Here is a 23,972-nt window from a genome sequence, read left to right on the forward strand (position 1 = left end):
CGATATAAAAAAAGCATCCTCTTGAGGATGCTTTTTTTATGATGATTGAGTGCTGAAATTTATAAAATGATTGAAAATGAACAGTCTTTGATTTTATTTTTTATCGATAATATGCACAGTCGCAGTACGTCCCGCCACAAAGGCCAATTGATCATGCGGCACTTCATCCAATACAATTTTCACAGGAACACGTTGTGCTAAACGCACCCAACTGAAGGTTGGATTGACATTGGCCAAAAGACCGTTTGTTGAAGTACGTTCACGATCTTCAATACCACTTGCCACACCTTGTACATGCCCTTTATAAGTCTCTGAACTCCCCATGAGCTGAACGCTTGCAGGCGCACCAACATTGATTTTATCTAGTTTGGTTTCTTCAAAATAGCCCACCACGTACATTTGCTCACGATCAATTAATGCTGCAACCGCCTGCCCAACTTTGACGTAATTCCCTGCCTTTAATTCAAAATTCGACAATGTGCCATCATTCGGCGCAATCACAGCAGAGCGTTTTAAATTCAACTGCGCTAAATGCAAATTACTATTAGCCACTTCAATTAATGCTTTTTGTTGAATCACATTGGCTTTGGCTTGCTCGATGGCTGCAGCAGTTTGTTCATGTTCAGCATGTGATTGATCACGCGCTGCAAACATTTGATCTTGCTCTTGTTTCGAAATTGCTCCATCCATTAAGTTGGCATAGCGGTTGGCATTTTTATCTGCCAAATGAATATTGGCCTGTGATTTCACCAAATTGGCTTTAGATGCGGCCAATTCTGCTTCTGCGCCTGCAAGTTCAGCTTTGGCTTTTGCTAAATCAGACTTTGCTTGTTCGACATCTAAAGCTTGGCGTGCCACATCAATACGAAACAGTACTTGTCCCTTTTTCACTTGCTGATTATCTTGTACCAAGACCTCTGTAACCAAGCCTGAAACATCTGACGAAACTTGAATCACATCTCCACGTACACGACCATCGCGTGTCCATGGTTCAGAATTGTAATAATCCCAAATATGTTTTAAAGCCATTAATGCCACGCAGACCACAATGATTAATAAAATGGGGCGTACGAATTTACGTACGTTGACAGTATTCATGAATTCACCTCAATCATTTCAGAACATTGGCCTAGATTTGGCACAAAATACAAGCGTAATGCACCAACCACAGCAAAACGACAAATACACACAGGTAAAAAATATTCGGTTGCGCAATCCACCCCTGTTCCACCAAACGGTCGCCCCCAAACATGACAATGCGCAGTAACACATACGCCAACACGGCTTGTATCAATAAAATCGGAACATAAACGCCATAGATATTGAGCTCACCCATTACACACTCCCGATTTCAGTTTTGGTTGGGTAACTGTGCAAAACATGGCACAAACTACTTTGAATATTATTTAAAGAATATTGAATTCTCAGACTTATATCTTGTTGTTCAAGTTCAGAAGCTGCGACATGCAACTGTTGTATTTTTTCAATCATTTGCTGCTGTAAATCAGCAATCAAATGATGTTGAGCATTCTCTTTAGCACGGAAATATTCATCTAAATCCTGTTGCAGGTCTTCTAAAGCCACCACGATCGGATGCTCTACATCAAATTTATTTTTCAACTCTTGTAAACGCGGTAAATCAACCACTGCACTGGATTCTACCAAAGCCAATTGAATGTATTGTTTTAATGGATCAGATTGCACAATTTTGCTATTTAACACCCCAATACGGTCGAGCATGCTACGTAAATGAATACGGAATTGCAGCCCATACGGCAAATACAACGCTTGACGTATAGCTTTATAGTGCAGGGCTAAAATACGCTGTGCTGTAATATCTGGAGACATCGCACGAACCAGATGAATGATAAATACTGAAATAATGGGACCAATAACTGTCCCTATCGAAGCATCAAAGAAAAATACTTGATCGAGGCTATAACGGTTCTGGAAGTTCAGCCCCATAATGGTTCCCATTAACAATGGCAAACCAATTCCTGTTAGCGGTGGATGTAAAAACAACATCAGGCAATACATTACAAATGGCGCTAGCACCACGATTAACTGCCAAAATACAGTCACATGCGGAAATATGCCGTAGGCATATATAAACACCATCACCCCTGCATATAAATTGGCACGGATAAACATTTTCAAAGCAGGTACAGGGTTGTCCATGGACGTCAAAATACATGCACTAATGGCCGCCATTTCAGCCATCATAAAGCCTGCTTTCCAGCCACTGACAATCCAAAAAACCGTAGCAATCAACACAATTAAACATGCTGAAATTCCACCACGAATCGCCACGCCAGCATCACGATGTAATGTTGGATAAGGCGTCGTATTCATTGGCATTAACATTGCGGGCAAGGTTGAATCACCGCATTGAATACGTTGCCACAACAATTTCACCGCGCGCACATTTTGAATAAAATGGCGGATATCCATTTTTAAGCTACCCAACATAATCTGTTGAGACGGATGTGAATTCGCCATAATTGCAGCAAAGTCTGCTTCAAAATGTTCTGGTAATTGATTCAGCGTAGCTTCATCAATCTCATGCCGATCTTGTAAAAAATCAGAAATATGCGCATGTGCTTTGGCCAAATTTAGACGATAGCGTCCATCGACCTCATCCAATTGTTTTATGCGCTCCGACATCGCTACCAAATTACACACCAACAAACTGAGTTGATGTAGCATTTCCTGTAGCGGGCGAGTCATCCCTTGCAAAGTCGATTTTTCGTAGGATAAATGCACTGCCATAACATGAATATCGGCAATATCACGGGCTATTGTTCCCAAAGACTTAGAATAATTATCCAGCTCTGATGCATCTTGCAAAATACGGTCAAAAATCGCTTTGGTATCTTGAAAAGTTTTTAAAACTCGGCCTTCTACTGCTGGGCCAATATGCATTGGAAAAATTGTGGTGCCCACCAGTGCGCTACAGACCACACCGACAGTAATCTCTAAAAAGCGGCCTACCGCCATATCAAAAATAGAAGCGGTATCTATGAAGTACACCACGTTATAGCAAATGATGACGGTGGTATAACCTGCCAGCAAAAACACATAACTACGGGGTGTACGGTCAAGTAATGATAAATATAAGCAAAAGCCAACCCAAACCGCTAGAAATACGGTAAATAAGACGGGCATGTGGATCAGATGTGGCATGGCCACGACCGACACAGCAGCACCTAAAAAAGTCCCTAAAACGCGATAGATACTTTTCGATGACGTCATACCTGAGTATGGATTTGCAATAACAAATACCGTCCCAATCGCCCAGATGGGATAAGTTAAATTCAGTTCGAATGCCACATATAAAGCCAACATCCCTGCTGTAAACGTTTTAAACGCAAATATCCAGTCCAAACGATTGGGCCGAAAAGCGAGTATTTGTTTCGTTAGCAACATATGTATTCTCTATGAGGCATCTTTTAAAGCAAATAAGTCATCACATCGTGTCGCGAAGCACACAATGAATTGCCCAAACCATCAGGACTTAGATGAATATTTGTTCAAAAATTTAGAAGCTATTCGTGAGTGGAATCAGTCACTTGAATAGGAATAATAGAAAATATCTCACCGCATTATCTCAATGCAGATTACTTAATCAATATAGGATATTTTCGAACCAATTTTTTCAAATATAATTATATATGTCAATTAAAATATCTTAATATGATAATTTATGTATTTTTATAACAAATAATTCTACGTTCGACTGATGATTTATCATGAAACTTAACCATACAATCATCATTTAATGCCCATATCGATGTGTTACGTAGAAAAGCACAGCATCACCGCGCGCAATTTGTTATAAAGTAACTTAACTGATTTTATTTTTATTTTGACCAAGCAGGTTCTTATGGCGCTCTCCAGTTTTGGTAAAATTCTCACCGTGCTCGATTTATACTCCGTCTCACGTCCTGTCATTAATGTGGACATTATTAGTGAAGAATTGGGGTTATCTAAACCAACGAGCTACCGTTATTTAAAAGAGCTGGTGTCTGCTGAGTTGTTACAACGTTTAAGTGGCACTTCAGGGGATTACATTCTCGGTTCCAAAATTGCTGTTCTAGATTTTATCTCTCGCACCACCGATCCTTTGGTGCAAATCAGTATTCCTTTCATGAAAGAAATTGTGCAGCGTACAGAATCATGTTGCCTGTTGACCCACCTGAATCTAGATTCTTGCATTGATGTGCATCATGAACTGTACAAAGACTATACCGCATTGGCTTATGGTCGCGGCAGCCCGCGTCCAATGTATAAAGGCTCATCTGCAAAAGTTATTTTGTCACAACTACCTAAACAGCGGATTTTAGATTACTACCAACGCTTTTCTGATGAATTAGCACAAGTTGGCTTCGCCCACAGTGAAGAAGAGTTCATGCTACTGATGAAGAAGATCAAGAAGCAGGGCTATTATTTTTCTAATGGTGAAGTTGATCCAAACATGTCGAGCCTGTCTATTCCAGTCAAATTTTCCAGTAAAGAGCCACCGTTAGCTTTGACACTTTTAGCATCTAAAAACCGTTTTGAATTTATGAACTTTCAAAAATTGGTGGAAATGATGCAAGACAGCGCGATGCGTATTGAAAAAAAATATAGCGCGATGACTGAAGAGGATGAGAGCCTATAAATCTGTACAGATTTAGTCTCGTTGTAAAGATTAAATTTGTTTAATCTGAGGAATCAATCAATTTAATTGAATTTAATAATTATATTTTTAATTTAAATTCTCATAATATGATTATCGTTCTTTAGCAGCTCTTGTGTTCATTTATACCATTGAATACAGCGTTCCTAATTTAATTCTCCTCAGAGAAATTAAAAAAGCTCATCACAGTATGGGCTTTTTTATGCCTTAAATTACACCTTCCATTACATCCTTACTCAGGATAAAAATAACGAAAAGTCAGATTTACTCTTGGTTCTGTAATTTTAGTCGACTTCATAATGGCATGTTTCCAATGACGTTGAGTTTGCCCACGCATCACGATCAACTGACCACTCTGTAACATCATCTCAACTTTTTCTTGAGTCGACTTATGTTTAAAACAAAATTTTCTGCTCGCACCAAAACTTAATGAGGCAATAACCACTTGTTGATCCGGAGACACTAAAGATGGTTCATCATCACTATGCCAACCGACCGCCTGCAACCCATTTTCATACAGGTTGGCAAGACAGGAATTAAATTCGTGCCCCACCAATTTTTCAATATGTTGTTTTAAACGCAACAAGGCGGGTTGCCAAATCAGTGCCTGTTTAAACATGCCTGAATAACGGTACTGATACTTAGCATCGCCATACCAAACCACTTTACGATCCGTTTTATAGTATTGACCATGTAAGATTACTTCATCATGTTGCCAGGCCAAATGCTGTAAAAAATACTGTGCGTACTTTTTACTATCCTGTGTATTCAAAATTAGGCCATAGTCTTGTACTTGCCCATCATATGGCAAGATATTGTCTTGTTGCATCGGACTGAATAAGTCTAAATTCATTTGAAACACCTATATTCAGAACACACACAAAAATATAATGATGAGTGCTTAGTTTAACTCAATGAACGCAGACACAAATCAATACAAAGTCATCACTTGTCGCATAATTTTTTCAGGCATAGACTCAATTTAATTATTCACAATAAAAATAATCGCTTATGAATTTATGGAATGTGTTTCAGAAGCTCAGACCGTTTGTAAGACCGTATCGCATTTTGGTGATTGCAACTTTAATTATGACCTTGATTGGTTCTTTTACCGCGCAGGTCAATGCACTCACCTTGCAATACGCTGTTGATAGTATTAATCGCCTAGTCGAACAAGGCTTAGGTTTAGCTGAAGGTTGGCATATTCTGATCACCATTAGCGTGATCTTATTAGGCAAAGAAATCATCAATGCTTTTGTTCAATTTGGACAAAAATTTTATGGTGAAAAACTGCGGATTTTGGTTTCACAAGACTTAGCCCAAGGCATTATCGAAAAGTTTCTGACCTATCGCCTTGCTTTTTTTAATGATGACAACAATCAAGCTGGCAAATTACAAACGCGTATCGACCGTGGTATTGGTTCTTTAACACGTTTGGTACAAATATTTTTTATTGATATTTTACCGTTATTTACCAGTGCAATTGTGGCTTTAGGCTTAATGTACTATGCCAACTTCTATGTTGGCTTGGTGGCAACCTGTATTGTACCCATCTATTTCTGGCTCACCTTCAAACAAGCACAAAAACTAGGTGGATGGCGACGTAATTTACGTGATGGTCGTGAAAAGAAAAGTCAGGGTATTCTCGGTATTATTAACTCGATCACCGTCATTAAATCATTTAACCGTGAAAGTATTGAGTCTGAGAAACAGCTGAAATTACAAAAAGAACTCACAGACAATCAAATGCAAACACGTCAAATCAGTTTTTTGTTTGATGGGTTAAAGACCTTTATCGAGCAAATTGGCATTGTGTTGATTATCATTTTGACCGCTTATTTTGTACTTGATGGCCAAATGAGTATTGGCATGATTATGTTTCACGTCTTGTTATTCAATAACGTCTCTGCCCCTATACGCTCCTTACATCGTATTTATGACGAAGTGAACGACGCGATGATTTATTCAGAAAGTTTCTTTAAGATTTTAGAGGCTGATGACGAAATCGAACAATCAGGTACACAGAAACCCAATATTCATGGTCAGTTCGATTTAAGCAATGTCGAGTTTTATTATCCGAATGGACACCATGCGCTGAAAAATATCAATATGACCATTCAGCCTAATAAAATTACTGCTTTAGTTGGCTTATCTGGTGCAGGAAAATCCACGCTCATCAGTTTGTTAGATAAATTTTTTGAACCGCAAAGTGGCACCATAACCATTGACGGCATAGATTTAAAAGATATCGACACACAATATCTTCGTGATCATATTGGCTTAGTATTACAAAAAAATCATATTTTCCAAGGCTCCATTTTTGACAATATCCGCTACGGCAAAACCGATGCCAGTACCGAAGACGTGATGCAGGCCGCACGTAAAGCATCAATTCATGAACAAATTTTACAACTGCCGAATGGCTATGATGCCGATGCGCTGATGCTTTCAGGGGGGCAACAACAACGTATCGCCTTGGCGCGCATGTTCTTAAAAAATCCACCGATTATTTTCTTAGATGAACCCACTGCAAGTTTAGATGCGATTGCCACTGAACAAATTAAGCAAAGTTTAGACGAGATCAAACAAGGGCGAACTGTCATTATTATTTCTCATAGTTTGTCGCAAATTATCGATGCGGATTACACCTATGTCATGAAAGAGGGTGAAATAGCTGAGCATGGTGAGCATGACGCGCTTTATCACCAAGATGGTGTGTATAAAGAGATCTTTGATGCGATGGCTAAAAGTTTAAATATTGAAAAAATTGCCCGTACCTTTGAAGAGGATGAAGATACACATAGTTAAACCAGCCTCTCTTCTGCATTAAAAAAAAGCCCATCAACTGATGGGCTTTTTAGAACTGGGGGTTCAGATGTGATTAACGTTGAACTTTCTGTTCAATTTCTTCCACGCTGGTATGGCGTACGTCTAAGCCTTTCACCATATAAATCACCTGCTCAGAAATATTGCGTGCATGGTCACCAATACGCTCAAGCGAACGCAACACCCACAAGACATTCATAACACGTGTAATATGACGTGGATCTTCAATCATATAAGTCATTAATGTACGCGTCGCAGACTGATACTCACGATCAATATCGGCATCCGCCAGTAACACACGTAAAGCTTGATCAACATCTAAACGAGCAAACGCATCTAGTGCATCATGAATCATGACACGGACTTGGTTACCAATATGGCGTGTTTCCATGTAGCCACGTGGTGAACCACCCTCTTCACATAAACTCTGGGCAATACGAGCAATTTTTGCAGCTTCATCACCAATACGCTCTAAGTCGGTATTGGCTTTTGACATAGCGATCACCATACGCAAATCAATTGCAGCTGGATGACGACGAGCTAAAATCAATGTCAATGCTTCATCAATTTCTGTTTCCATACGGTTGACAGCATTGTCTTGAAACTGCACATCAATTGCCATAGATGCATCTGTGTCCAAAAGTGCATGAATGGCATTTGCCACTTGCTGTTCAACCAAACCACCCATAGTCATAAATTTGGTATGAACATCCTGTAGCTCTTCATTAAATTGTGAAGAAATATGATGATTTAAAACAGGATTATTTGGCAAAGGATGATCTCCACAGCAATATGAATCGGCAGAATTGCGTGCAATATTAAAGCATATTCATTATGAAACTTTTATGACGAAAGTCATTTCTTTAACAAAATTGAAGGTTGATTGGATTGATCAACTAGCCATGCATTCATTTCAACTAAATCAGCTTCGGTCAATTTCCCTACAGATGCTTTCAATTCAAGTACATGTAGCAAATAATCATACTTAGAGTTTAAATAGTCTTGTCGAGCTGAAAATGCATTGCGCTGAGCCAACAACACATCCACCATAGTTTTTAAACCTTCTTGATACTGCGCTTGTGAAGCCAAAGACACTTGAGATGAAGACTGCATTGCAGCTTTACGAGCTTGTAGCTTGGCCTGATCTGTTTCAACCTGCATATATGCTTTTTTTACATCCGTTTCTGCATTACGTATTGCAGCATCGACTTGTGCTTGGCTTTTCTCAACGTTGACTGCCGCTTGCCGTATGGATTTTTGTGTACGGCCACCATTAAACACATTCCAATTCATTTCAATGCCAATTTGATCAAATTGACCGTCTTGCGACATGATCGATTCAGGACTTTGCTTGTTATAGCCATAAGTCCCCACCGCTTCAATCTGTGGGTAAAGTGCAGCCTTTTCCACGCGTTTGCCATCTTCAGCATAACGCTTTTGCAAATGCGCTTGTAAAATGCCAAGATTCTGGCCTTGCGCTAATTCTTCCCATGCTTGCACATTATTTGGTACAGGTTTTTGAAATTCAAAATCTTCACGTAATACGGCTAAATTTTCACGATATGGCCCAATAAACTGTTGTAGTTGCTCCTGCGCCAAAACCAATTGAACATTGGTCGCCATACGATTGGCACGCGCATTTTGATACTGTGCATTGGCTTCACTGACATCACTTTTTGCCACCAAACCTTCTTTCAACTTCGCATTCATCATACGCAATTGTTCAGACAGCGCTTGTTCTTCTTGTAAATTTGCAACTGTAAGCGCTTGTTGTCGCAACACATTAAAATACGCTTCTGAAACATTTAATAAATGCTGTTGTTTTTGAATTTTTAAATTAATTTCACTGAGATTGATTGATGTTTTAACCTGTTTTAAACCTTCCCACGCATCCCAACGAAACAAAGGTTGGCGCGCAGTCAACGCGATTTGTTTGGACGTCGTACTATCAGGCATGAACAAGTCGGCTTGAGCTCCACTTTGATTGGCATTTTGATTTTTACGTGTAACATTACCTGAGACTGTGACCGTCGGCAGTAAGTTGCCGTTCGCAATACCTAAATTGAGTTTATCTGCTTCATATTGCAGTTTATTGGCCTGCCAATTGGGATCTGCTTGTTTTGCACGTTCGTAAGCCTCGACAAGATCCAATGCAAAACTCCATGGACTCGTCAAAAGTAAACAGGCACTTAAAACCAATTTTTTGTTCATTTTTTTTCGTAAATTCCTAACATTCAAATACCCAAGGCTGAATATTTAAATTTAAAACTAAGCAGATACTAATCATAAATCTGCAAACTTGCGTATGATTTTTATTAATTTTTTACATCAACTTAGACAATTTATCGCGTTTTTAGGTGTTTTTCGACATTACTCACAACGCTGTAACAAACAACTGCATAATAGTACACATAATGCGCCCGTTTCATCTATAAAATAGTCGGCATTCCATCGGACAAACTTCATCTCTATCGCATCGGGTCATTGTGTCAAAACTTTTTAATCTGCCAGTAAAATTCAGCGTACTCTGCCTGTCTTTCAGCATGTTGCTTGGATGCCAACAACAGCCTGAACCCCAGCCTGCACAAGAATTTCCGAACAAAAAAACTGTTCAAAATGAAGCAGTGGATTTGTCTTTACTGTGTCAGAAGCTTGAAAAGAATATGCAAGAAATTGACGATCAACGCACCACTTTTGCACTTGAACAAATTAACCAAGATTTAAAAGTTTGTTTACCTTTATTAGAAGCTGATCAACAAAAAAAATTATTAGTTTTATCTAACCAAATGTATCGTAATTTTTTACACGTTGAACGCACTGCACAGCAGCAAATGGCTTTTGAACAATTTGCTTTTGATATGGCACAGCACCCGACCATTCAGCAAAGCCATTACGAGCAATTGACTCTTCGCGATCAATACCTTCTCAAACATAAAGGTCAAGCCTATGTGGAATTATTCGATGCCGGTGCAGGACAATTACAGTATCGTCGCAGCCCTGAATATTTGGCCAAAGTCTTTGCACCTTATATGAGTGATGCCGAGCAAGCCTTTATTGAAAAACTGGCGGAACAAAACCTACAACCCGTCTTTTTACAACAAACCCTCATGATTGAACCGCAAGAAATTGCAACACGTGCTTTATTTTGGGAAGACTATCTCAAGCAGTATCCAGAAAGTCCTTATCAAAAAGATGCTCAACAATTGTTGTACCTGTACAGCCAATTTTTGTTTACTGGTATGCAAGATACACCGGTATCAAACGATTTTTCAGATCGCCTCAGTATCCAAGCCAGCTCCTTAGAAGAAATCGAAAAGCTGGCTAAACTGAATCAATCACGTATAGCGGATCAATCACGCCAATTCCTGAAACTACTTGAGCAAAATACCACTCATAGTGCTCAACAAGTACAGGCAGCGATTGGGCTAAAAAATCCATCCCCGAATTATAAAAAAGATTGCTTTAAAGATGCGCTGTGCCTCAGTTCATCTTCTTAATCTCATCTCATCTCATCAGACAATACTTCAGACAATATTCATATCACCTTAAGGCCATTTTGTTATTAAGCCTGCCTTGCTGCCAGCATTAAATTATCTGGGCAACTGTCGTGTTCTTTAAGAACTGTTAAAAATGACACTGTATTTGCCGATTCTTCATGCTAATATCCGCCCAAAGCTTGACGGAGCGCAGGTAATTTCCTGCTGAGATCATCTAAATTTGGCTTGCCAAATTTGAGGATGAGTACCGTTGAACCTGATCAGGTTAATACCTGCGTAGGAATCAAGCCATCTGAAAACTGAAGCCACAATTTTAACCTGTACTGCCAGGGAAAAACCGCCACGTTTTTGGTCGTGCTTGATTCGTTGATGTCATTTCATAAGGATCATTGCAATGAACCAATTAACGAATCTCACCGCTGCTGATCGCGCTGCTCAACATGAGCAAGATGCCAAAGATCTGACACGAATTTTACCCGCATCTCGTAAAGTCTATATTGAAGGTTCACGCCCTGATATTCAGGTACCAATGCGTGAAATTGCATTAACGGACACGCCAACAGGTCTAGGCGGCGAAAAAAACTTGCCGATTATGGTCTATGACACTTCTGGCGTTTATACCGACCCAGCGGTACAGATTGATCTGAATCAAGGTTTACCGAATGTCCGTGAAAACTGGATTGAATCGCGTAACGATACTGAAATCCTTGACACCCTAACCTCAACATTTGGTCAAGAACGCTTACGCGATATTCGTACGGCCAACATCCGTTTTGCTCATATTTCAAAACCACGCCGAGCGAAGCGCGGACACAATGTCACACAAATGCATTATGCCAAACAAGGTATCATCACTCCTGAAATGGAATACATCGCGATTCGTGAAAATCAGCGTCAACGTGACGGTGTCGATGCACGTCAACATGCCGGACAAAACTTCGGGGCAAAAAACTTAACTGAAATTACCCCTGAATTTGTGCGTCAGGAAGTGGCTGAAGGTCGTGCCATTATTCCTGCCAACATCAACCATCCTGAGTGTGAGCCAATGATCATTGGCCGTAATTTCTTAGTGAAAATCAATGCCAACATTGGTAACTCAGCACTCGGTTCGAGCATTGATGAAGAAGTGTCAAAAATGACTTGGGCAACGCGTTGGGGCGCAGACACCATCATGGACCTGTCAACGGGTAAAAATATTCACGAAACCCGTGAATGGATTATACGAAACTCTCCGGTACCGATTGGCACCGTACCCATCTACCAAGCTTTAGAAAAAGTTGATGGTGTTGCTGAAGACCTGACTTGGGACATCTTTAAAGACACCTTAATTGAGCAAGCAGAACAAGGGGTCGATTACTTCACCATCCATGCAGGTGTACTACTGCGTTATGTCCCTCTAACAGCCAATCGACTCACTGGAATTGTATCGCGTGGCGGCTCAATCATGGCGCAGTGGTGTTTAGCACATCATAAAGAAAACTTCTTGTATACGCATTTCGATGAAATCTGCGAAATCATGAAAGCCTATGACGTTTCATTTAGTCTAGGAGATGGCTTACGTCCAGGCTGTATTCAAGATGCCAACGATGAAGCCCAATTTAGCGAATTACGAACATTAGGTGAACTGACCCACCGTGCTTGGAAACATGATGTACAAGTCATGATTGAAGGCCCTGGCCATGTACCTATGCACATGATCAAGGAAAACATGGATCTTCAACTTGAAGTCTGCCAAGAAGCACCTTTTTATACTTTAGGGCCGCTTACAACAGATATTGCACCCGGTTATGACCATATTACCTCCGCCATTGGTGCAGCTATGATTGGCTGGTATGGCACAGCAATGCTCTGCTATGTAACGCCAAAAGAGCATTTAGGTCTGCCAGATAAAAAGGATGTTAAAGATGGCATTATCACCTACAAAATTGCAGCTCATGCCGCAGACCTTGCTAAAGGCCATCCGGGTGCACAGGCCCGTGACAATGCCTTATCAAAAGCACGCTTCGAATTCCGCTGGGAAGATCAGTTTAACTTAAGCCTAGACCCTGACACTGCACGAAATATGCATGATGAAACCATGCCAAAAGAAGCACATAAATCTGCGCATTTCTGTTCAATGTGTGGCCCTAAGTTTTGCTCGATGAAAATCACTCAAAATGTGAGAGATTATGCAAAAAATCAACAAAATACAGAGACTTCCACGGAACAACGTACAGAGATTGAAACCGGCTATCAAAGCATGAAAGATGCCTATCATGCCCAAGGTCAAAAGTTGTACCATAAAGTCTAAAGTCTAAAAAAAATCTTTTGTATTCAACAAAATCTCGGTTAGGATGAAATGAAACGTTTCATCCTGATTAGAGCTTATGAATATTATTAAACAGGCCACCTATAACAATAAAGACTATTGCCTTGAAGGACGTGAGCACGTATTTAAAGGCTTCATTCAGGTCGAAAAAGTTCAATTGCGACATCGCTTATTCAACCGCCAAGAGATGATTCCAACCATTCAACGTGAATTAATTCATCGCCCAGAAGCGGCTGGTGTATTGATTTATAACCATCAACAACAAAAATTTGCCTTAATTGAACAATTCCGTATTGGTGCAATTGATGATGCTGAGTCACCATGGCAACTGGAAATTATTGCAGGTGTACTTGACGGAGATGAATCGCCTGAAAGCTGTATCCGCCGTGAAAGTTTGGAAGAGTCAGGCTGTGAATTAAACACCCTTCAGCACCTTTTTAGCTTTTATCCATCGGCTGGCGCTTGTGCAGAATTATTTCATCTATATAGTGCAGAAGCAGAATTACCAGAACAAGGTGGAGTATTTGGCATGCCAGATGAAGGTGAAAATATTCAACTGCATATTTTAGCTTATGCAGATATTCCAACTTTATTGACCAATGGTCGGCTAAAGAACGCACCTGTCATTATGGCCTTGCAATGGCTGCAACAGCAATTACATACTACAAGGAATGTCTAAGGGGAAGGACATGACTTTAAGGGACTCAGAACAATTCGACTGGACGATCATTCAGATCTCGGACACACATTTGATGGATCAGGAAGATCTTGAGTTTGTTCGTATGAATCCAGAACAAAGCTTTCATGATGTGATACAGCATATTCAGCTTCATCACAATCATGTTGATGCTCTCGTGCATACTGGCGATCTTGCGCAAGTGCCGGTACAGACGACTTATGCTCGTTATACTCAATTTATGCAGCAACAAAAACTCGCGTTTTACCAAATTCCTGGCAATCACGATGATGCGGAGCATTTCCCTTTTCATCAAAACCAAAACCAAGCACATATTATCCATTTGGGTAAATGGAGCATGATTTTGCTCAACAGTGCTGTCAAAGGAAAGGTGGATGGCTGGGTCTCTGCTCAACAACTTGAACAATTAGATCAGCTGCTGACTGAACATCCTTCACAGCACATCATTATTGCCTGCCATCATCATCCGTTTGCAATGCAGTCACATTGGATTGATCAGCATAAACTTAAGAACGCTGAACATTTAATGGATGTCATTGCTAAACACGCTAATGTCAAAATTGTTTTGTGCGGACATGTGCATCAAGATTCATGTAATGAATGGCATGGTGTCCAGTTTTTATCAACGCCATCAACCAGCGTACAATTTAAGCCGTTCAGTGAAAATTTTGCCATAGATCAAAGCTTACCGGGCTATCGGGTACTGCATTTAAAAGATACTGGCGCGTTCAAAACTGAAGTTTTAAGGGTCAAAATCAAACAAGCTCAAATTAATGCCGAAATTTCAGGTTATTAACTTTTCAATTTGATTTTTTTGCTTTACTTTATGGCATCTAAAGGAAAAGTGATAGTTAGAATCCAAACATCAAAGACTATCAATAAGCAAAAAAAGTCTATATGATGACGACCCCCGCAGGGGGAATCTCTGTGGTGGGTGGATAAAAAACTTGCATATCACCATATTTTTTGCGTATAGATATATGCATATGATGAGGAATGCCCTATATGGCGAATGACAACCAAAATCAAGTCTTAGACGAACAAACTGATGTAGTAGATGAGAAGTCTACGAAACGCGTGCGCAAAACAAAGCCAAAGGCGACTGAAGGTGGTTCTACTGCTAGCTTATTTGGTATTGAGCCTTATCAGCCTAAAAAAAATGAAGAATACATGTCTGAAGGTCAGCTTGAGCATTTCCGCCAAATTCTGTTGGCTTGGAAAGCTGAGTTGATGTCTGAAGTTGATCGTACACTCAATACCATGCAGGATGAAAATACTGCACTTCCTGACGTAAACGACCGTGCTACGCAAGAAGAAGAATTTGCGATTGAACTTCGTACCCGTGACCGTGAACGTAAATTGATTCGTAAAATTGAACAATCAATTGAAGCGATCAAAAATGATGACTACGGTTTCTGCGAAACTTGTGGTATCGAAATCGGTTTACGTCGTTTAGAGGCGCGTCCAACAGCGACTTTATGTATCGACTGCAAAACACTTGCAGAGATCAAAGAGAAGCAAAATAACGGTTAATTGTGACTGTTGATGATTCCTCAGCCAAGCTCAGCTTGGCTTTTGCGCAGAAGGGAAACGATGTTTCGCTGACTCGCTACTCAGGTCGGTTTGCACCATCGCCAACCGGCCCTTTGCATTTTGGTTCCTTAATTACTGCTGTCGCCAGTTACTGCGATGCCCGCGCTCAGGATGGCCGTTGGGTTGTCCGAATTGAAGACACCGATATTCCCCGCATTTCTCCCGGCAGTGAAGAACATATCTTACGTTCAATTGATGCCTTTCAGTTTGAACCAGATGCCGAAATCATATTTCAGAAAGATCGCCTCGATATCTATGAGCAAGTGATTGAGCAATTACATGCTCAAGACCTGGTGTATGCCTGTCAATGCACACGTAAAGTGCTCGGCTCTAATCATATCTATCAAGGAACTTGTCGCGAGCTTAAGCTTCCTTTGATCGATCAAGCCATTCGCATCAAAATTGATGATCAAACCATTTGTTTCAACGATCGTTTGCAAGGCCAACATTGCTCGAATCTTTTACATGATTTAGGTGATTTTGTCCTGAAACGTCGTGATGGCATTATTAATTATCAGCTTGCAGTGGTTGTCGATGATTTTCTGCAAGGGATGACCCATGTGGTTCGTGGCGCGGACCTTTTAGATAATACGGAACGTCAAATTTGGTTGGGGCAAAAACTAAATTATCCACGATTAGAATATATGCATTTGCCTTTAGCCATGAATGATCAAGGGCAAAAACTGTCTAAGCAAAACATGGCGCAGGCCTTAGATCTCAAACAAGCACCTCAACTGTTACAACAGGCACTGCAAGCCTTACACCAAGCACCTGTCGACTTAGATATGCCACACATCATGCTCAAACAAGCCATTGCACAATGGAGCGTCGACAAGATCCCGCATTGCATGGAACTGCCACAGATGTATCAATAAACGCATACTATTTGGCCTGCATTCTAATATATAGCTTCAAACCAGAAATATGCTTTAATGGCTATATCATTAAGTGTTATTGGAGTGTGCAATGTTTTTTATATTTGGATTGGGGCCAAAAACCAAAGTCATTGAAAAAAGCCAATTCAATTGCCCTGTGTGCCGCAACCGAAGTAGTTACGAGCTAAAACAGCAACGAAATTACTTTTCTTTATTTTTTATTCCACTCATTCCACTGTCTAAAGCTAAGGCCAGCTTTGTAAAATGTTTGCATTGTGGAACAGAAATGCCCGCTCAAGTCCTTGAACATTCAAAGCCTGATCCACAACGCAATTCCAACTTAGAAGCTTGATTCTTCTTTACTTGGATTCACTTCTTTCGTGGTCGCATCGATTTTCAAAATAAGACTGACCATGACCGCACAGATAATCAGTGATGAACCACCATAACTAATAAATGGTAAGGTCAAACCTTTGGTTGGCAACATCCCCATATTCATCCCAGCATTCACCAAGATTTGTAATAAGAAAATAATACTGATGCCATAGGCCAAATAACCTGCACGTAAGTATTGATGGCGTAGCGCTCGATGACCAATACGAATACAGCTCACCAACATCACAAATGACAATGTTAATACGGTAAAAATTCCTAAAAAACCAAATTCTTCACCCAATACAGCCAACATAAAGTCCGTATGTGCCTCAGGTAAATAAGACATTTTTTGGATACTGTGACCTAAACCAACGCCAACCCATTCACCGCGACCAAACGCCATTAAGGCATTGGATAACTGATAGCCCGCTCCCAATGGATCATTCCATGGATTAGAGAATGACATCAAACGTTCTAAACGGTAAGGTTCGAATAAAATCAAGAACACAAAAGCCATGATGATGGCACCAAAAGCAATCGCGAACTGAATCAATGGCGCACCTGCAAGGAAGAACACGCCAAGCATGGTTAATGCAATCACCACGGTGGCACCCAAATCGGGTTCAGCCATGACTAGGCCAACTGTTGCAGCCATAATAATCGCAAGACGCACCAGACCTTTAATGTTATTACGCACTTCTTCTGCACGTCGAACCACATAATCAGCAGTAAAAATGGCCATCATCACCTTGGCGACTTCGGATGCCTGTAAGGTAAAACCGGCAATACGAATCCAACGTTTCGAACCATTTACCTCCGTACCGACTGCCAAAACTGCCGCCAGCAGTACGATGGTCACAATCCACAAGAAAAAGGTATTGTTAAACCATACATTTAACGGCACTTTGTAGGCAATGTAAGCTGCTGCAGCTGCGGCGGCAATTGAAATGCCGTGTCGCGTGATGTAATGGAAAGCATTTTCATGCATCCGTTCTGCATACGGCATCGACGCGGATGCCACCATGATTGAACCAATACATAACAATGCCAAGACACAAAAGATTAAAACATTGCGTACGTTGACCTCGGCAGGTAGCCGAGGAATCCAACGTTCTACAACTTCATTTATTCTATTTATGGTCGTCTGAGCTAACCCAGCCATACAACTTTCCTTATCGTTTTTTAAACGAGTGCATTCACACAATCAACAAATTGGTGTCCACGCTCACTATAACCTTTAAACATATCAAAACTTGCACATGCAGGTGAAAGTAACACCACGTCATTTTCAATAGAATTTTGCTGACATAACTCAACCGCTTGCTGCAAACTTTCAGCGTGAATTAAAGTCGTTGTATCTAAAATCGCATTTTCAATAATAGGACGATCCTCACCAATCAAAACAGCAACTTTGGCATATTTTGAAAGCGCATCACGCAATGCTGTAAAGTCCTGCCCTTTACCTTGACCACCTAAAATAATCGCCACTTTACCGCCTTTGGCTTCAATTGCAGCACCGAGACCATCAATAGCGGCAAGTGTTGCGCCAATATTTGTACCTTTAGAGTCGTTATAATAACGAACACCATGTAATTCTTTAACAAATTCACAGCGGTGCTCTAAACCTTTAAAGGTTTTTAAGGTGTCTAACATGCTTTCAAGTGGTAAACCTATCGCCTCACCTAAAGCAAGACATGCTAAGGCATTCGCCACATTATGCGTACCTTGAATGTACATATCTGCACTTTTTAGTAAACGCTCACGTCCACGTGCCAACCAAATCGTACCGTCTTGATCTTTTAAAATACCAAACTGATTCATATCAGGTGCATTTAAACCAAAACTTTGCATTGGGGTTGCATCTGGAACCAAGGGACGAGTTAAAGAGTCATCACGGTTATACACCACTTTTTTCACGGCTTGGAAAATACGATGTTTCGCTGTGTGGTAACCCATCATATCGCCGTGGCGATCAAGATGATCTTCACTCATATTCAATACAACAGCAACTTCAGCCGCTAAATTTGAAGTGGTTTCTAATTGAAAACTCGATAATTCAAGCACATAAAGTTCAGGATCGTCTTTGGTTAAGTCCAGTGCAGGACGACCTAAGTTGCCACCGACCGCTACTTTTTTACCAGCATCTGCAGCCATAAGACCAAATAAAGTGGTTACGGTACTTTTGGCATTTGAACCTGTAATGGCCACAATGGGCTTGTCTGTAGCGCGACGTAAAATTTGAATTTCTGAAACAACAGGAATATTCGCTGCTACAGCTGCTTGAATTTCTGGCAGTTTAGGATCAAGTCCGGGGCTAATAATAATTTCTTCTGCTTGGAGCAATAATTCTTGGTCAAGCTGACCAAAACTCGTTTGTACATCGCTTGGAATCTGATCATGACCCGGCGGATTTGCTCGTGAATCGGTGACTGCAACGCGGTAGCCATGGCTATGTAAAAAATTAACTGCGGCAACACCAGAGATACCCAATCCGGCAACAACCTTCAATCCACCACGCTGTATTAACATTTCTGCCCCATTATTTTGGTCGGTTTTTAAAACTGACAAAATGTTAGCACTTTGCTGTTTTGAATGCTTTTTATGTTTTCACTTTCTCACATTTTTTTTGTGTCCGCTCGTAAAAAAACCGCCATTAAAATGACGGTTTTTAAACAATCTAGTACGAGCAGTTCAACGCAGGATTATTTCCACTTCACAGCTTGTACTTCAACTTTTTTAGCTACAGGTTCCTCAGATTCTGAGCAACCACATCCACCGGCGCAACCGATCGCCATTTTAGGCTTCAAACGTTTTGCCAGTGCATGCCAACCTTGGCGTTCACACCATAAGGACAAGGAGTTGAAAACTGAGTTCGATGTTTTAGGAAATACTTTCTTAAACACCACGACAGCACTCCAAATCACGAGAGCAGCGACTATTAGAATTTCAATCATTTCAATCTCCTCTGACAATTTAGGCCACATGCCCAAATTGAATTATCCAAAGTAATGTGAAGCAATTTGATACGTCAGGAATGACATCAGATAAGCCAGACCAAATAAATAGATGGTCATGAACCCAACTGTTTTCATTGAACCCGTTTCACGTTTTACTGTTGCGAGCGTTGCCAAACAATGCGGTGCATAAATAAACCACACTAACAATGACAAGCCCGTTGCCAATGACCAACCTAATGAACCATCACTACTGATTAAGCTTGCTAAGCCTTGCGACATTGCATCTTCATCTGTTGCAGACAAGGCATATACCGTTCCTAGTGCAGCAACCACAACTTCACGTGCAGCCATTGCAGGAATCAATGCAATACAAATCTGCCAGTTAAAGCCTAATGGTGCAAAGATTGGTTGCATTAAATGACCCAACATCCCCGCCAATGAATAATCAATGTCAGGTAAGGTCGCACCTTCTGGTGGTTGTGGGAAAGTACATAAGAACCAAAGCAAAATAGACAACGCGAAGATGATGCCACCCACACGTTTTAAGAAGATTTTGGCACGGTCTAATAAACCAATCCAAACACTCTTCAAGTCAGGGAAACGGTAACTTGGTAATTCCATCAATAAAGCATGTTGCGATTTATCTTTTTGGAAGATTTTAATTACAGTAGCAACTGCCAATGCGCTCACAATACCAGCCATATACAGGCCAAACAGCACAAGCCCTTGTAGATTCAAGACACCCCAAACTGTTTGTTCTGGAATGAATGCTGAAATTAATAACGCATACACGGGTAAACGTGCTGAACACGTCATTAATGGTGCAACCAAAATTGTGGTTAAACGATCGCGTGGATCACTAATACTACGCGTTGCCATAATGCCCGGAATGGCACAGGCAAAACTTGAAAGTAATGGAATGAAAGCACGGCCACTTAAACCTGCTTTAAACATCAACTTATCAAGCAAGAATGCCGCACGTGGTAAATAGCCTGATTCTTCAAGCACTAAAATGAAGAAGAATAGGATAATAATTTGCGGCAAGAACACCACAACACCACCCGCACCAGCAATAATCCCGTCTACCACCAAACTATTCAGCAATGGATGGGCAATATGCTCACCCACCACTTCGCCTAGCCAGCCAAAGAAGGTTTCAATTCCATCCATGAATGGCGCAGCCCAAGCAAATACCGCTTGGAAAATAATAAACATCATCACTGCAAGGCTGATTAGACCCAACACAGGATGTAAGAAAATTTTATCGAGGAAGTCAGAACGTTTGTCTTCGTGTTCAACAAACACGACGACATCTTTTAAAATTTGTTCGATTTTTTCATGGTTGCTGCCTGACAGATTAATGTCACTCAGTTCAACATTAGGTGTTCGGTAGGTTTGTGCATCTAAAGCGCCCATCAGGTTTTCGATGCCTGCATTACGCACAGCAACCGTTTCCACAACAGGAATACCCAAACGTTGCGATAATTTCTGCGTATTAATTTGCATGCCACGACGACGTGCTTCATCCATCATGTTCAGCACAAGTAAAACAGGACGACCAAGCTCAATCATCTCCATGACCAAACCGAGGTGCAATTTCAAGTTGGTCGCATCGACTACACATAGAAATGCGTCTTGATGACCTTCTTCTGCAATTTTACCTTGCACCACATCACGGGTAATTTCTTCATCCGGACTGGTGGCGTCTAAACTATATGTACCTGGCAAGTCCAAAACACGGACAGCTTTGCCCGAAGGTAAAGTAAATTGCCCCACTTTACGCTCAACCGTTACCCCTGCATAGTTGGCAACTTTTTGACGTGTACCAGTTAAATGGTTAAATAATGAGGTTTTACCACAGTTTGGATTACCAACAAGGGCAATACGTAAAGCATCACTCATACCGATGCCCCTTCCATTGCTATTTCCACTTTTTCAGCTTCTATCTTACGGAGTGCGAAACGGGTAAACCCGACCTGAATTAAAATAGGATCACCACCAAAAATACCTTTGGTAATCACCTGTACCTTGGTTCCGGGAACAAAACCTAATGTTTCCAAACGGCTCGCCACCATATCAGTATGAGATCCGTTGCCATTCTGGTTACGATGTACCTTATGAATGACCGCGCTTTGTTTCACTTTCAAATCAGATAATCGCACGCAACTAACCCTAAAAAATTTTGAACATTATACAAACAAATGAGAATAATTAACAAATCGGATTCGATTTCAATTCGCATTTCGCTTTCAAAGATCGACAGTATAGAAAATTTAAATTACATTGCATTAAACCCTTGTGATTTATTGGTTTAATTCACCCAAATGAGCTTTACATGTTAAATAAAAAACCACGTATCCCTGCCCCTGTAACCATTCCAGAAAATTTAAGTTTCTTACAAGGATATCGTGATTATTTGGTGGCTCAGACAGTCAGCCCACACACTAGAAATGCCTATTTATCTGATTTAATTCAATGCAGTGAGTGTCATCACCACAGCATGACAGACTGGAGCAGTGATGATGTAGCCGATGTGCTGTTGAACCTCACAAAACAGGGAAAAAGTCCAAGATCTATCGCTCGTTCACTTTCTGCACTACGTTCATTCTTTAAATTTCTACGTGAACAAAAATTGCGCAGCGACAATCCAGTTGCAACACATAAAACACCTAAACTGGGTCGTGCCCTGCCCAAAGATTTATCTGAAGCTGATGTTGAAGCATTAATTAATGCACCCGATATCAACAGCGCACTTGGCTTACGTGATCGCGCGATGCTTGAAGTCTTATATGCATGCGGATTACGTGTCAGTGAGCTACTCAATTTACGTTTGGAATTGATTAATCTAAAACAAGGCTATTTACGTATTACTGGTAAAGGAAATAAAGAACGTCTCGTCCCTTTAGGTCAAGTCGCTTGTGACTGGGTGGAAAAATATTTGGCCCAAGCGCGACCACAGTTATATAAAAGTTCAACCGATGCCCTTTTCCTCACCCAACATGGCGGTATGATGAGCCGACAAAATTTTTGGTACGCTATCAAACGTTATGCCTTACAAGCCGGTGTACAAACTGAACTCTCACCACATACACTTAGACATGCTTTTGCAACCCATCTGCTGAATCATGGCGCTGATCTGCGTGTAGTACAAATGCTGCTGGGCCATAGCGATTTATCGACCACGCAAATTTATACCCATGTAGCACAAGTTCGCATGCAACAACTTCACGCAAGTTTCCATCCAAGAGCTTAACGGCTGTAAATATCAGACCAAGAAGTTCTATCGCGCCCTTTATTTTTTGCTATGCTTACTCACCTGTTTGATATAGCTAAAAGAAAAGGGTTGTTTATGTTATTTACCCGTTCAAAATTTTTTCTCGCATCTACACTTGCTGCAAGCATGGCACTTATGGCTTGCTCCAACTCAAATAACGACGAAAAGAAAGACTCAACATTAACGGCGAGCACACCAGCGACTGGTGAAGCATCAACCTTGTCTGAACGTAATGCTCAACAACGTCTCATCGACACATTGCAGTCAAATATTCAAAAAGCCAATATCAATGCCAAAGTAATCGGCGTGAAAGCTACAGAAGTTCCTAATATTTTTTGGGTAAGCTTCGAAGGTATGCCTGCGGTATATGCCACAGCCGATGGCAAATACATCTTCCAAGGTGACTTGGTTCGTTTAGGTGATAAAAAACTTTTTAATGTCGGTGACAACTTACAAGCTGAAACCAATAAAAAATTATTCGACAACTTAAAATCTGAAGATTTACTGGTTTATAAAGCCAAAGGTAAAACTAAACATGTGGTTTATGTATTCACCGATGTGAGCTGTCCGTATTGCCACAAATTGCATGAGCAAATGGATGATATCAATGCCCGTGGTATTGAAGTACGTTACATCGCTTGGCCTCGTGGCGAACAACACATGCCAATGATGGAAGCAATTTGGTGTAGCAAAGACCGCCATGCTGCATTTGATCAAGCGATTGCTGGTCAACAAATTGCACCTGCTTCATGCAAAAACCCTGTGCGTAGCATGTATGAAATGGGGCTAAATATTGGGGTAAATGGCACACCAGCAATCTACAATGCTGAAGGTGTTCATATCGGTGCTTACATGTCTGCAGCGGAACTAGAAAGCGCACTTAAATAACTAA

Annotated in this window: 22 protein-coding genes and 1 riboswitch; of the genes, 11 read left to right on the forward strand and 11 right to left on the reverse strand. The window is 40.8% G+C overall.

Annotation, left to right across the window (positions count from 1 at the left end; all coding sequences use genetic code 11):
- Positions 1-93: 93 nt before the first annotated feature.
- From FTT84_RS01685 to FTT84_RS01695, 3 genes are read right to left on the reverse strand one after another with little or no spacing between them, the layout of a single operon-like run.
- The gene (locus FTT84_RS01685; protein ID WP_180056202.1) at positions 94-1,098 is read right to left on the reverse strand and encodes an HlyD family secretion protein; all 1,005 of its coding nucleotides are present in this window, start codon (positions 1,096-1,098) and stop codon (positions 94-96) included.
- A 31-nt stretch (positions 1,099-1,129) separates the two neighbouring features.
- Positions 1,130-1,336, reverse strand: coding sequence for a DUF1656 domain-containing protein (locus FTT84_RS01690; RefSeq protein ID WP_180056201.1), 207 nt, complete (start codon positions 1,334-1,336; stop codon positions 1,130-1,132).
- On the reverse strand, positions 1,336-3,426 hold the full coding sequence (locus FTT84_RS01695; protein ID WP_180056200.1) for an FUSC family protein: 2,091 nt from the start codon (positions 3,424-3,426) through the stop codon (positions 1,336-1,338). Before FTT84_RS01695 ends, FTT84_RS01690 begins: the two co-directional genes overlap by 1 nt.
- A gap of 457 nt (positions 3,427-3,883) precedes the next feature.
- Here FTT84_RS01695 and FTT84_RS01700 point away from each other — a divergent pair, with 457 nt between their 5' ends.
- On the forward strand, positions 3,884-4,660 hold the full coding sequence (locus FTT84_RS01700) for an IclR family transcriptional regulator (RefSeq protein ID WP_067763097.1): 777 nt from the start codon (positions 3,884-3,886) through the stop codon (positions 4,658-4,660).
- A 250-nt stretch (positions 4,661-4,910) separates the two neighbouring features.
- On the opposite strand, the gene FTT84_RS01705 is transcribed toward FTT84_RS01700, so the two are convergent.
- Positions 4,911-5,531, reverse strand: coding sequence for an alpha-ketoglutarate-dependent dioxygenase AlkB (locus tag FTT84_RS01705; protein WP_180056199.1), 621 nt, complete (start codon positions 5,529-5,531; stop codon positions 4,911-4,913).
- 158 nt (positions 5,532-5,689) lie between these two features.
- Here FTT84_RS01705 and FTT84_RS01710 point away from each other — a divergent pair, with 158 nt between their 5' ends.
- Positions 5,690-7,486, forward strand: a complete 1,797-nt coding sequence (locus FTT84_RS01710) for an ABC transporter ATP-binding protein (protein ID WP_180056198.1) — start codon at positions 5,690-5,692, stop codon at positions 7,484-7,486.
- Between the two features lie 73 nt (positions 7,487-7,559).
- On the opposite strand, the gene phoU is transcribed toward FTT84_RS01710, so the two are convergent.
- Together phoU and FTT84_RS01720 are read right to left on the reverse strand one after the other, a co-directional pair.
- On the reverse strand, positions 7,560-8,276 hold the full coding sequence (phoU, locus tag FTT84_RS01715; protein WP_067763104.1) for a phosphate signaling complex protein PhoU: 717 nt from the start codon (positions 8,274-8,276) through the stop codon (positions 7,560-7,562).
- Between the two features lie 83 nt (positions 8,277-8,359).
- Positions 8,360-9,715 carry a TolC family outer membrane protein gene (locus tag FTT84_RS01720; RefSeq protein WP_180056197.1) on the reverse strand — a complete coding sequence of 452 codons (1,356 nt, stop codon included), beginning with the start codon at positions 9,713-9,715 and terminating at the stop codon, positions 8,360-8,362.
- Between the two features lie 332 nt (positions 9,716-10,047).
- Between FTT84_RS01720 and FTT84_RS01725 the strand changes: the two genes are divergently transcribed.
- The 7 genes from FTT84_RS01725 to FTT84_RS01755 all read left to right on the forward strand — a co-directional run bounded on the left by FTT84_RS01725 (position 10,048) and on the right by FTT84_RS01755 (position 16,826).
- A complete protein-coding gene (locus FTT84_RS01725; protein WP_180056240.1) occupies positions 10,048-11,001 on the forward strand; it encodes a hypothetical protein in 954 nt (317 codons plus the stop codon).
- 173 nt (positions 11,002-11,174) lie between these two features.
- Positions 11,175-11,301: riboswitch (TPP riboswitch) on the forward strand.
- Between the two features lie 94 nt (positions 11,302-11,395).
- Positions 11,396-13,291: a phosphomethylpyrimidine synthase ThiC gene (thiC, locus tag FTT84_RS01730; RefSeq protein ID WP_180056196.1), complete on the forward strand. Its 1,896-nt coding sequence runs from the start codon at positions 11,396-11,398 to the stop codon at positions 13,289-13,291.
- Between the two features lie 76 nt (positions 13,292-13,367).
- Positions 13,368-13,988 (forward strand): NUDIX domain-containing protein, encoded by a 621-nt coding sequence (locus tag FTT84_RS01735; protein WP_180056195.1) that lies wholly within the window; start codon positions 13,368-13,370, stop codon positions 13,986-13,988.
- 10 nt (positions 13,989-13,998) lie between these two features.
- Positions 13,999-14,802, forward strand: a complete 804-nt coding sequence (cpdA, locus tag FTT84_RS01740; RefSeq protein ID WP_067763114.1) for a 3',5'-cyclic-AMP phosphodiesterase — start codon at positions 13,999-14,001, stop codon at positions 14,800-14,802.
- Positions 14,803-15,011: 209 nt separating this feature from the next.
- Positions 15,012-15,539, forward strand: a complete 528-nt coding sequence (gene dksA / locus FTT84_RS01745; RefSeq protein ID WP_067763116.1) for an RNA polymerase-binding protein DksA — start codon at positions 15,012-15,014, stop codon at positions 15,537-15,539.
- Between the two features lie 2 nt (positions 15,540-15,541).
- A complete protein-coding gene (gene gluQRS, locus FTT84_RS01750; RefSeq protein ID WP_180056194.1) occupies positions 15,542-16,474 on the forward strand; it encodes a tRNA glutamyl-Q(34) synthetase GluQRS in 933 nt (310 codons plus the stop codon).
- A 91-nt stretch (positions 16,475-16,565) separates the two neighbouring features.
- On the forward strand, positions 16,566-16,826 hold the full coding sequence (locus FTT84_RS01755; RefSeq protein WP_180056193.1) for a zinc ribbon domain-containing protein: 261 nt from the start codon (positions 16,566-16,568) through the stop codon (positions 16,824-16,826).
- On the opposite strand, the gene ftsW is transcribed toward FTT84_RS01755, so the two are convergent.
- The 5 genes from ftsW to FTT84_RS01780 all read right to left on the reverse strand — a co-directional run bounded on the left by ftsW (position 16,815) and on the right by FTT84_RS01780 (position 21,968).
- On the reverse strand, positions 16,815-18,011 hold the full coding sequence (ftsW, locus tag FTT84_RS01760) for a putative lipid II flippase FtsW (protein WP_067763122.1): 1,197 nt from the start codon (positions 18,009-18,011) through the stop codon (positions 16,815-16,817). The two genes, FTT84_RS01755 and ftsW, sit on opposite strands and share 12 nt — an antisense overlap.
- A gap of 20 nt (positions 18,012-18,031) precedes the next feature.
- A complete protein-coding gene (murD, locus tag FTT84_RS01765) occupies positions 18,032-19,378 on the reverse strand; it encodes a UDP-N-acetylmuramoyl-L-alanine--D-glutamate ligase (protein ID WP_180056192.1) in 1,347 nt (448 codons plus the stop codon).
- A gap of 173 nt (positions 19,379-19,551) precedes the next feature.
- Positions 19,552-19,803, reverse strand: coding sequence for a DUF6587 family protein (locus FTT84_RS01770; RefSeq protein ID WP_180056191.1), 252 nt, complete (start codon positions 19,801-19,803; stop codon positions 19,552-19,554).
- A 42-nt stretch (positions 19,804-19,845) separates the two neighbouring features.
- Positions 19,846-21,708 carry a ferrous iron transporter B gene (locus FTT84_RS01775; RefSeq protein WP_067763126.1) on the reverse strand — a complete coding sequence of 621 codons (1,863 nt, stop codon included), beginning with the start codon at positions 21,706-21,708 and terminating at the stop codon, positions 19,846-19,848.
- Positions 21,705-21,968, reverse strand: a complete 264-nt coding sequence (locus FTT84_RS01780; protein WP_180056190.1) for a FeoA family protein — start codon at positions 21,966-21,968, stop codon at positions 21,705-21,707. The genes FTT84_RS01775 and FTT84_RS01780 overlap by 4 nt, the downstream gene beginning before the upstream one ends.
- A 173-nt stretch (positions 21,969-22,141) precedes the next feature.
- On the opposite strand from FTT84_RS01780, the gene xerD reads away from it, so the two are divergent.
- Both xerD and FTT84_RS01790 read left to right on the forward strand, forming a co-directional pair.
- Positions 22,142-23,059: a site-specific tyrosine recombinase XerD gene (gene xerD / locus FTT84_RS01785; RefSeq protein ID WP_180056189.1), complete on the forward strand. Its 918-nt coding sequence runs from the start codon at positions 22,142-22,144 to the stop codon at positions 23,057-23,059.
- A gap of 96 nt (positions 23,060-23,155) precedes the next feature.
- Positions 23,156-23,968, forward strand: coding sequence for a DsbC family protein (locus FTT84_RS01790; protein ID WP_180056188.1), 813 nt, complete (start codon positions 23,156-23,158; stop codon positions 23,966-23,968).
- Positions 23,969-23,972: the final 4 nt, after the last annotated feature.

The sequence above is a fragment of the Acinetobacter sp. YH01019 genome (genome assembly GCF_013420285.1).
In the GTDB taxonomy this organism is placed as follows: Bacteria; Pseudomonadota; Gammaproteobacteria; order Pseudomonadales; family Moraxellaceae; genus Acinetobacter; species Acinetobacter gandensis.

Bases quoted from the DNA above. Each gene is read 5' to 3' on its own strand.
- FTT84_RS01720 (WP_180056197.1), bottom strand. From the start codon at position 9,715: ATGAACAAAAAATTGGTTTTAAGTGCCTGTTTACTTTTGACGAGTCCA.
- thiC (WP_180056196.1), top strand. From the start codon at position 11,396: ATGAACCAATTAACGAATCTCACCGCTGCTGATCGCGCTGCTCAACAT.
- FTT84_RS01755 (WP_180056193.1), top strand. From the start codon at position 16,566: ATGTTTTTTATATTTGGATTGGGGCCAAAAACCAAAGTCATTGAAAAA.
- FTT84_RS01770 (WP_180056191.1), bottom strand. From the start codon at position 19,803: ATGATTGAAATTCTAATAGTCGCTGCTCTCGTGATTTGGAGTGCTGTC.
- FTT84_RS01700 (WP_067763097.1), top strand. From the start codon at position 3,884: ATGGCGCTCTCCAGTTTTGGTAAAATTCTCACCGTGCTCGATTTATAC.
- FTT84_RS01690 (WP_180056201.1), bottom strand. From the start codon at position 1,336: ATGGGTGAGCTCAATATCTATGGCGTTTATGTTCCGATTTTATTGATA.
- ftsW (WP_067763122.1), bottom strand. From the start codon at position 18,011: ATGGCTGGGTTAGCTCAGACGACCATAAATAGAATAAATGAAGTTGTA.
- FTT84_RS01725 (WP_180056240.1), top strand. From the start codon at position 10,048: ATGTTGCTTGGATGCCAACAACAGCCTGAACCCCAGCCTGCACAAGAA.
- FTT84_RS01790 (WP_180056188.1), top strand. From the start codon at position 23,156: ATGTTATTTACCCGTTCAAAATTTTTTCTCGCATCTACACTTGCTGCA.
- xerD (WP_180056189.1), top strand. From the start codon at position 22,142: ATGTTAAATAAAAAACCACGTATCCCTGCCCCTGTAACCATTCCAGAA.
- murD (WP_180056192.1), bottom strand. From the start codon at position 19,378: ATGTTAATACAGCGTGGTGGATTGAAGGTTGTTGCCGGATTGGGTATC.
- FTT84_RS01710 (WP_180056198.1), top strand. From the start codon at position 5,690: ATGAATTTATGGAATGTGTTTCAGAAGCTCAGACCGTTTGTAAGACCG.
- FTT84_RS01735 (WP_180056195.1), top strand. From the start codon at position 13,368: ATGAATATTATTAAACAGGCCACCTATAACAATAAAGACTATTGCCTT.
- FTT84_RS01775 (WP_067763126.1), bottom strand. From the start codon at position 21,708: ATGAGTGATGCTTTACGTATTGCCCTTGTTGGTAATCCAAACTGTGGT.
- FTT84_RS01695 (WP_180056200.1), bottom strand. From the start codon at position 3,426: ATGTTGCTAACGAAACAAATACTCGCTTTTCGGCCCAATCGTTTGGAC.
- FTT84_RS01705 (WP_180056199.1), bottom strand. From the start codon at position 5,531: ATGAATTTAGACTTATTCAGTCCGATGCAACAAGACAATATCTTGCCA.
- FTT84_RS01685 (WP_180056202.1), bottom strand. From the start codon at position 1,098: ATGAATACTGTCAACGTACGTAAATTCGTACGCCCCATTTTATTAATC.
- cpdA (WP_067763114.1), top strand. From the start codon at position 13,999: ATGACTTTAAGGGACTCAGAACAATTCGACTGGACGATCATTCAGATC.
- dksA (WP_067763116.1), top strand. From the start codon at position 15,012: ATGGCGAATGACAACCAAAATCAAGTCTTAGACGAACAAACTGATGTA.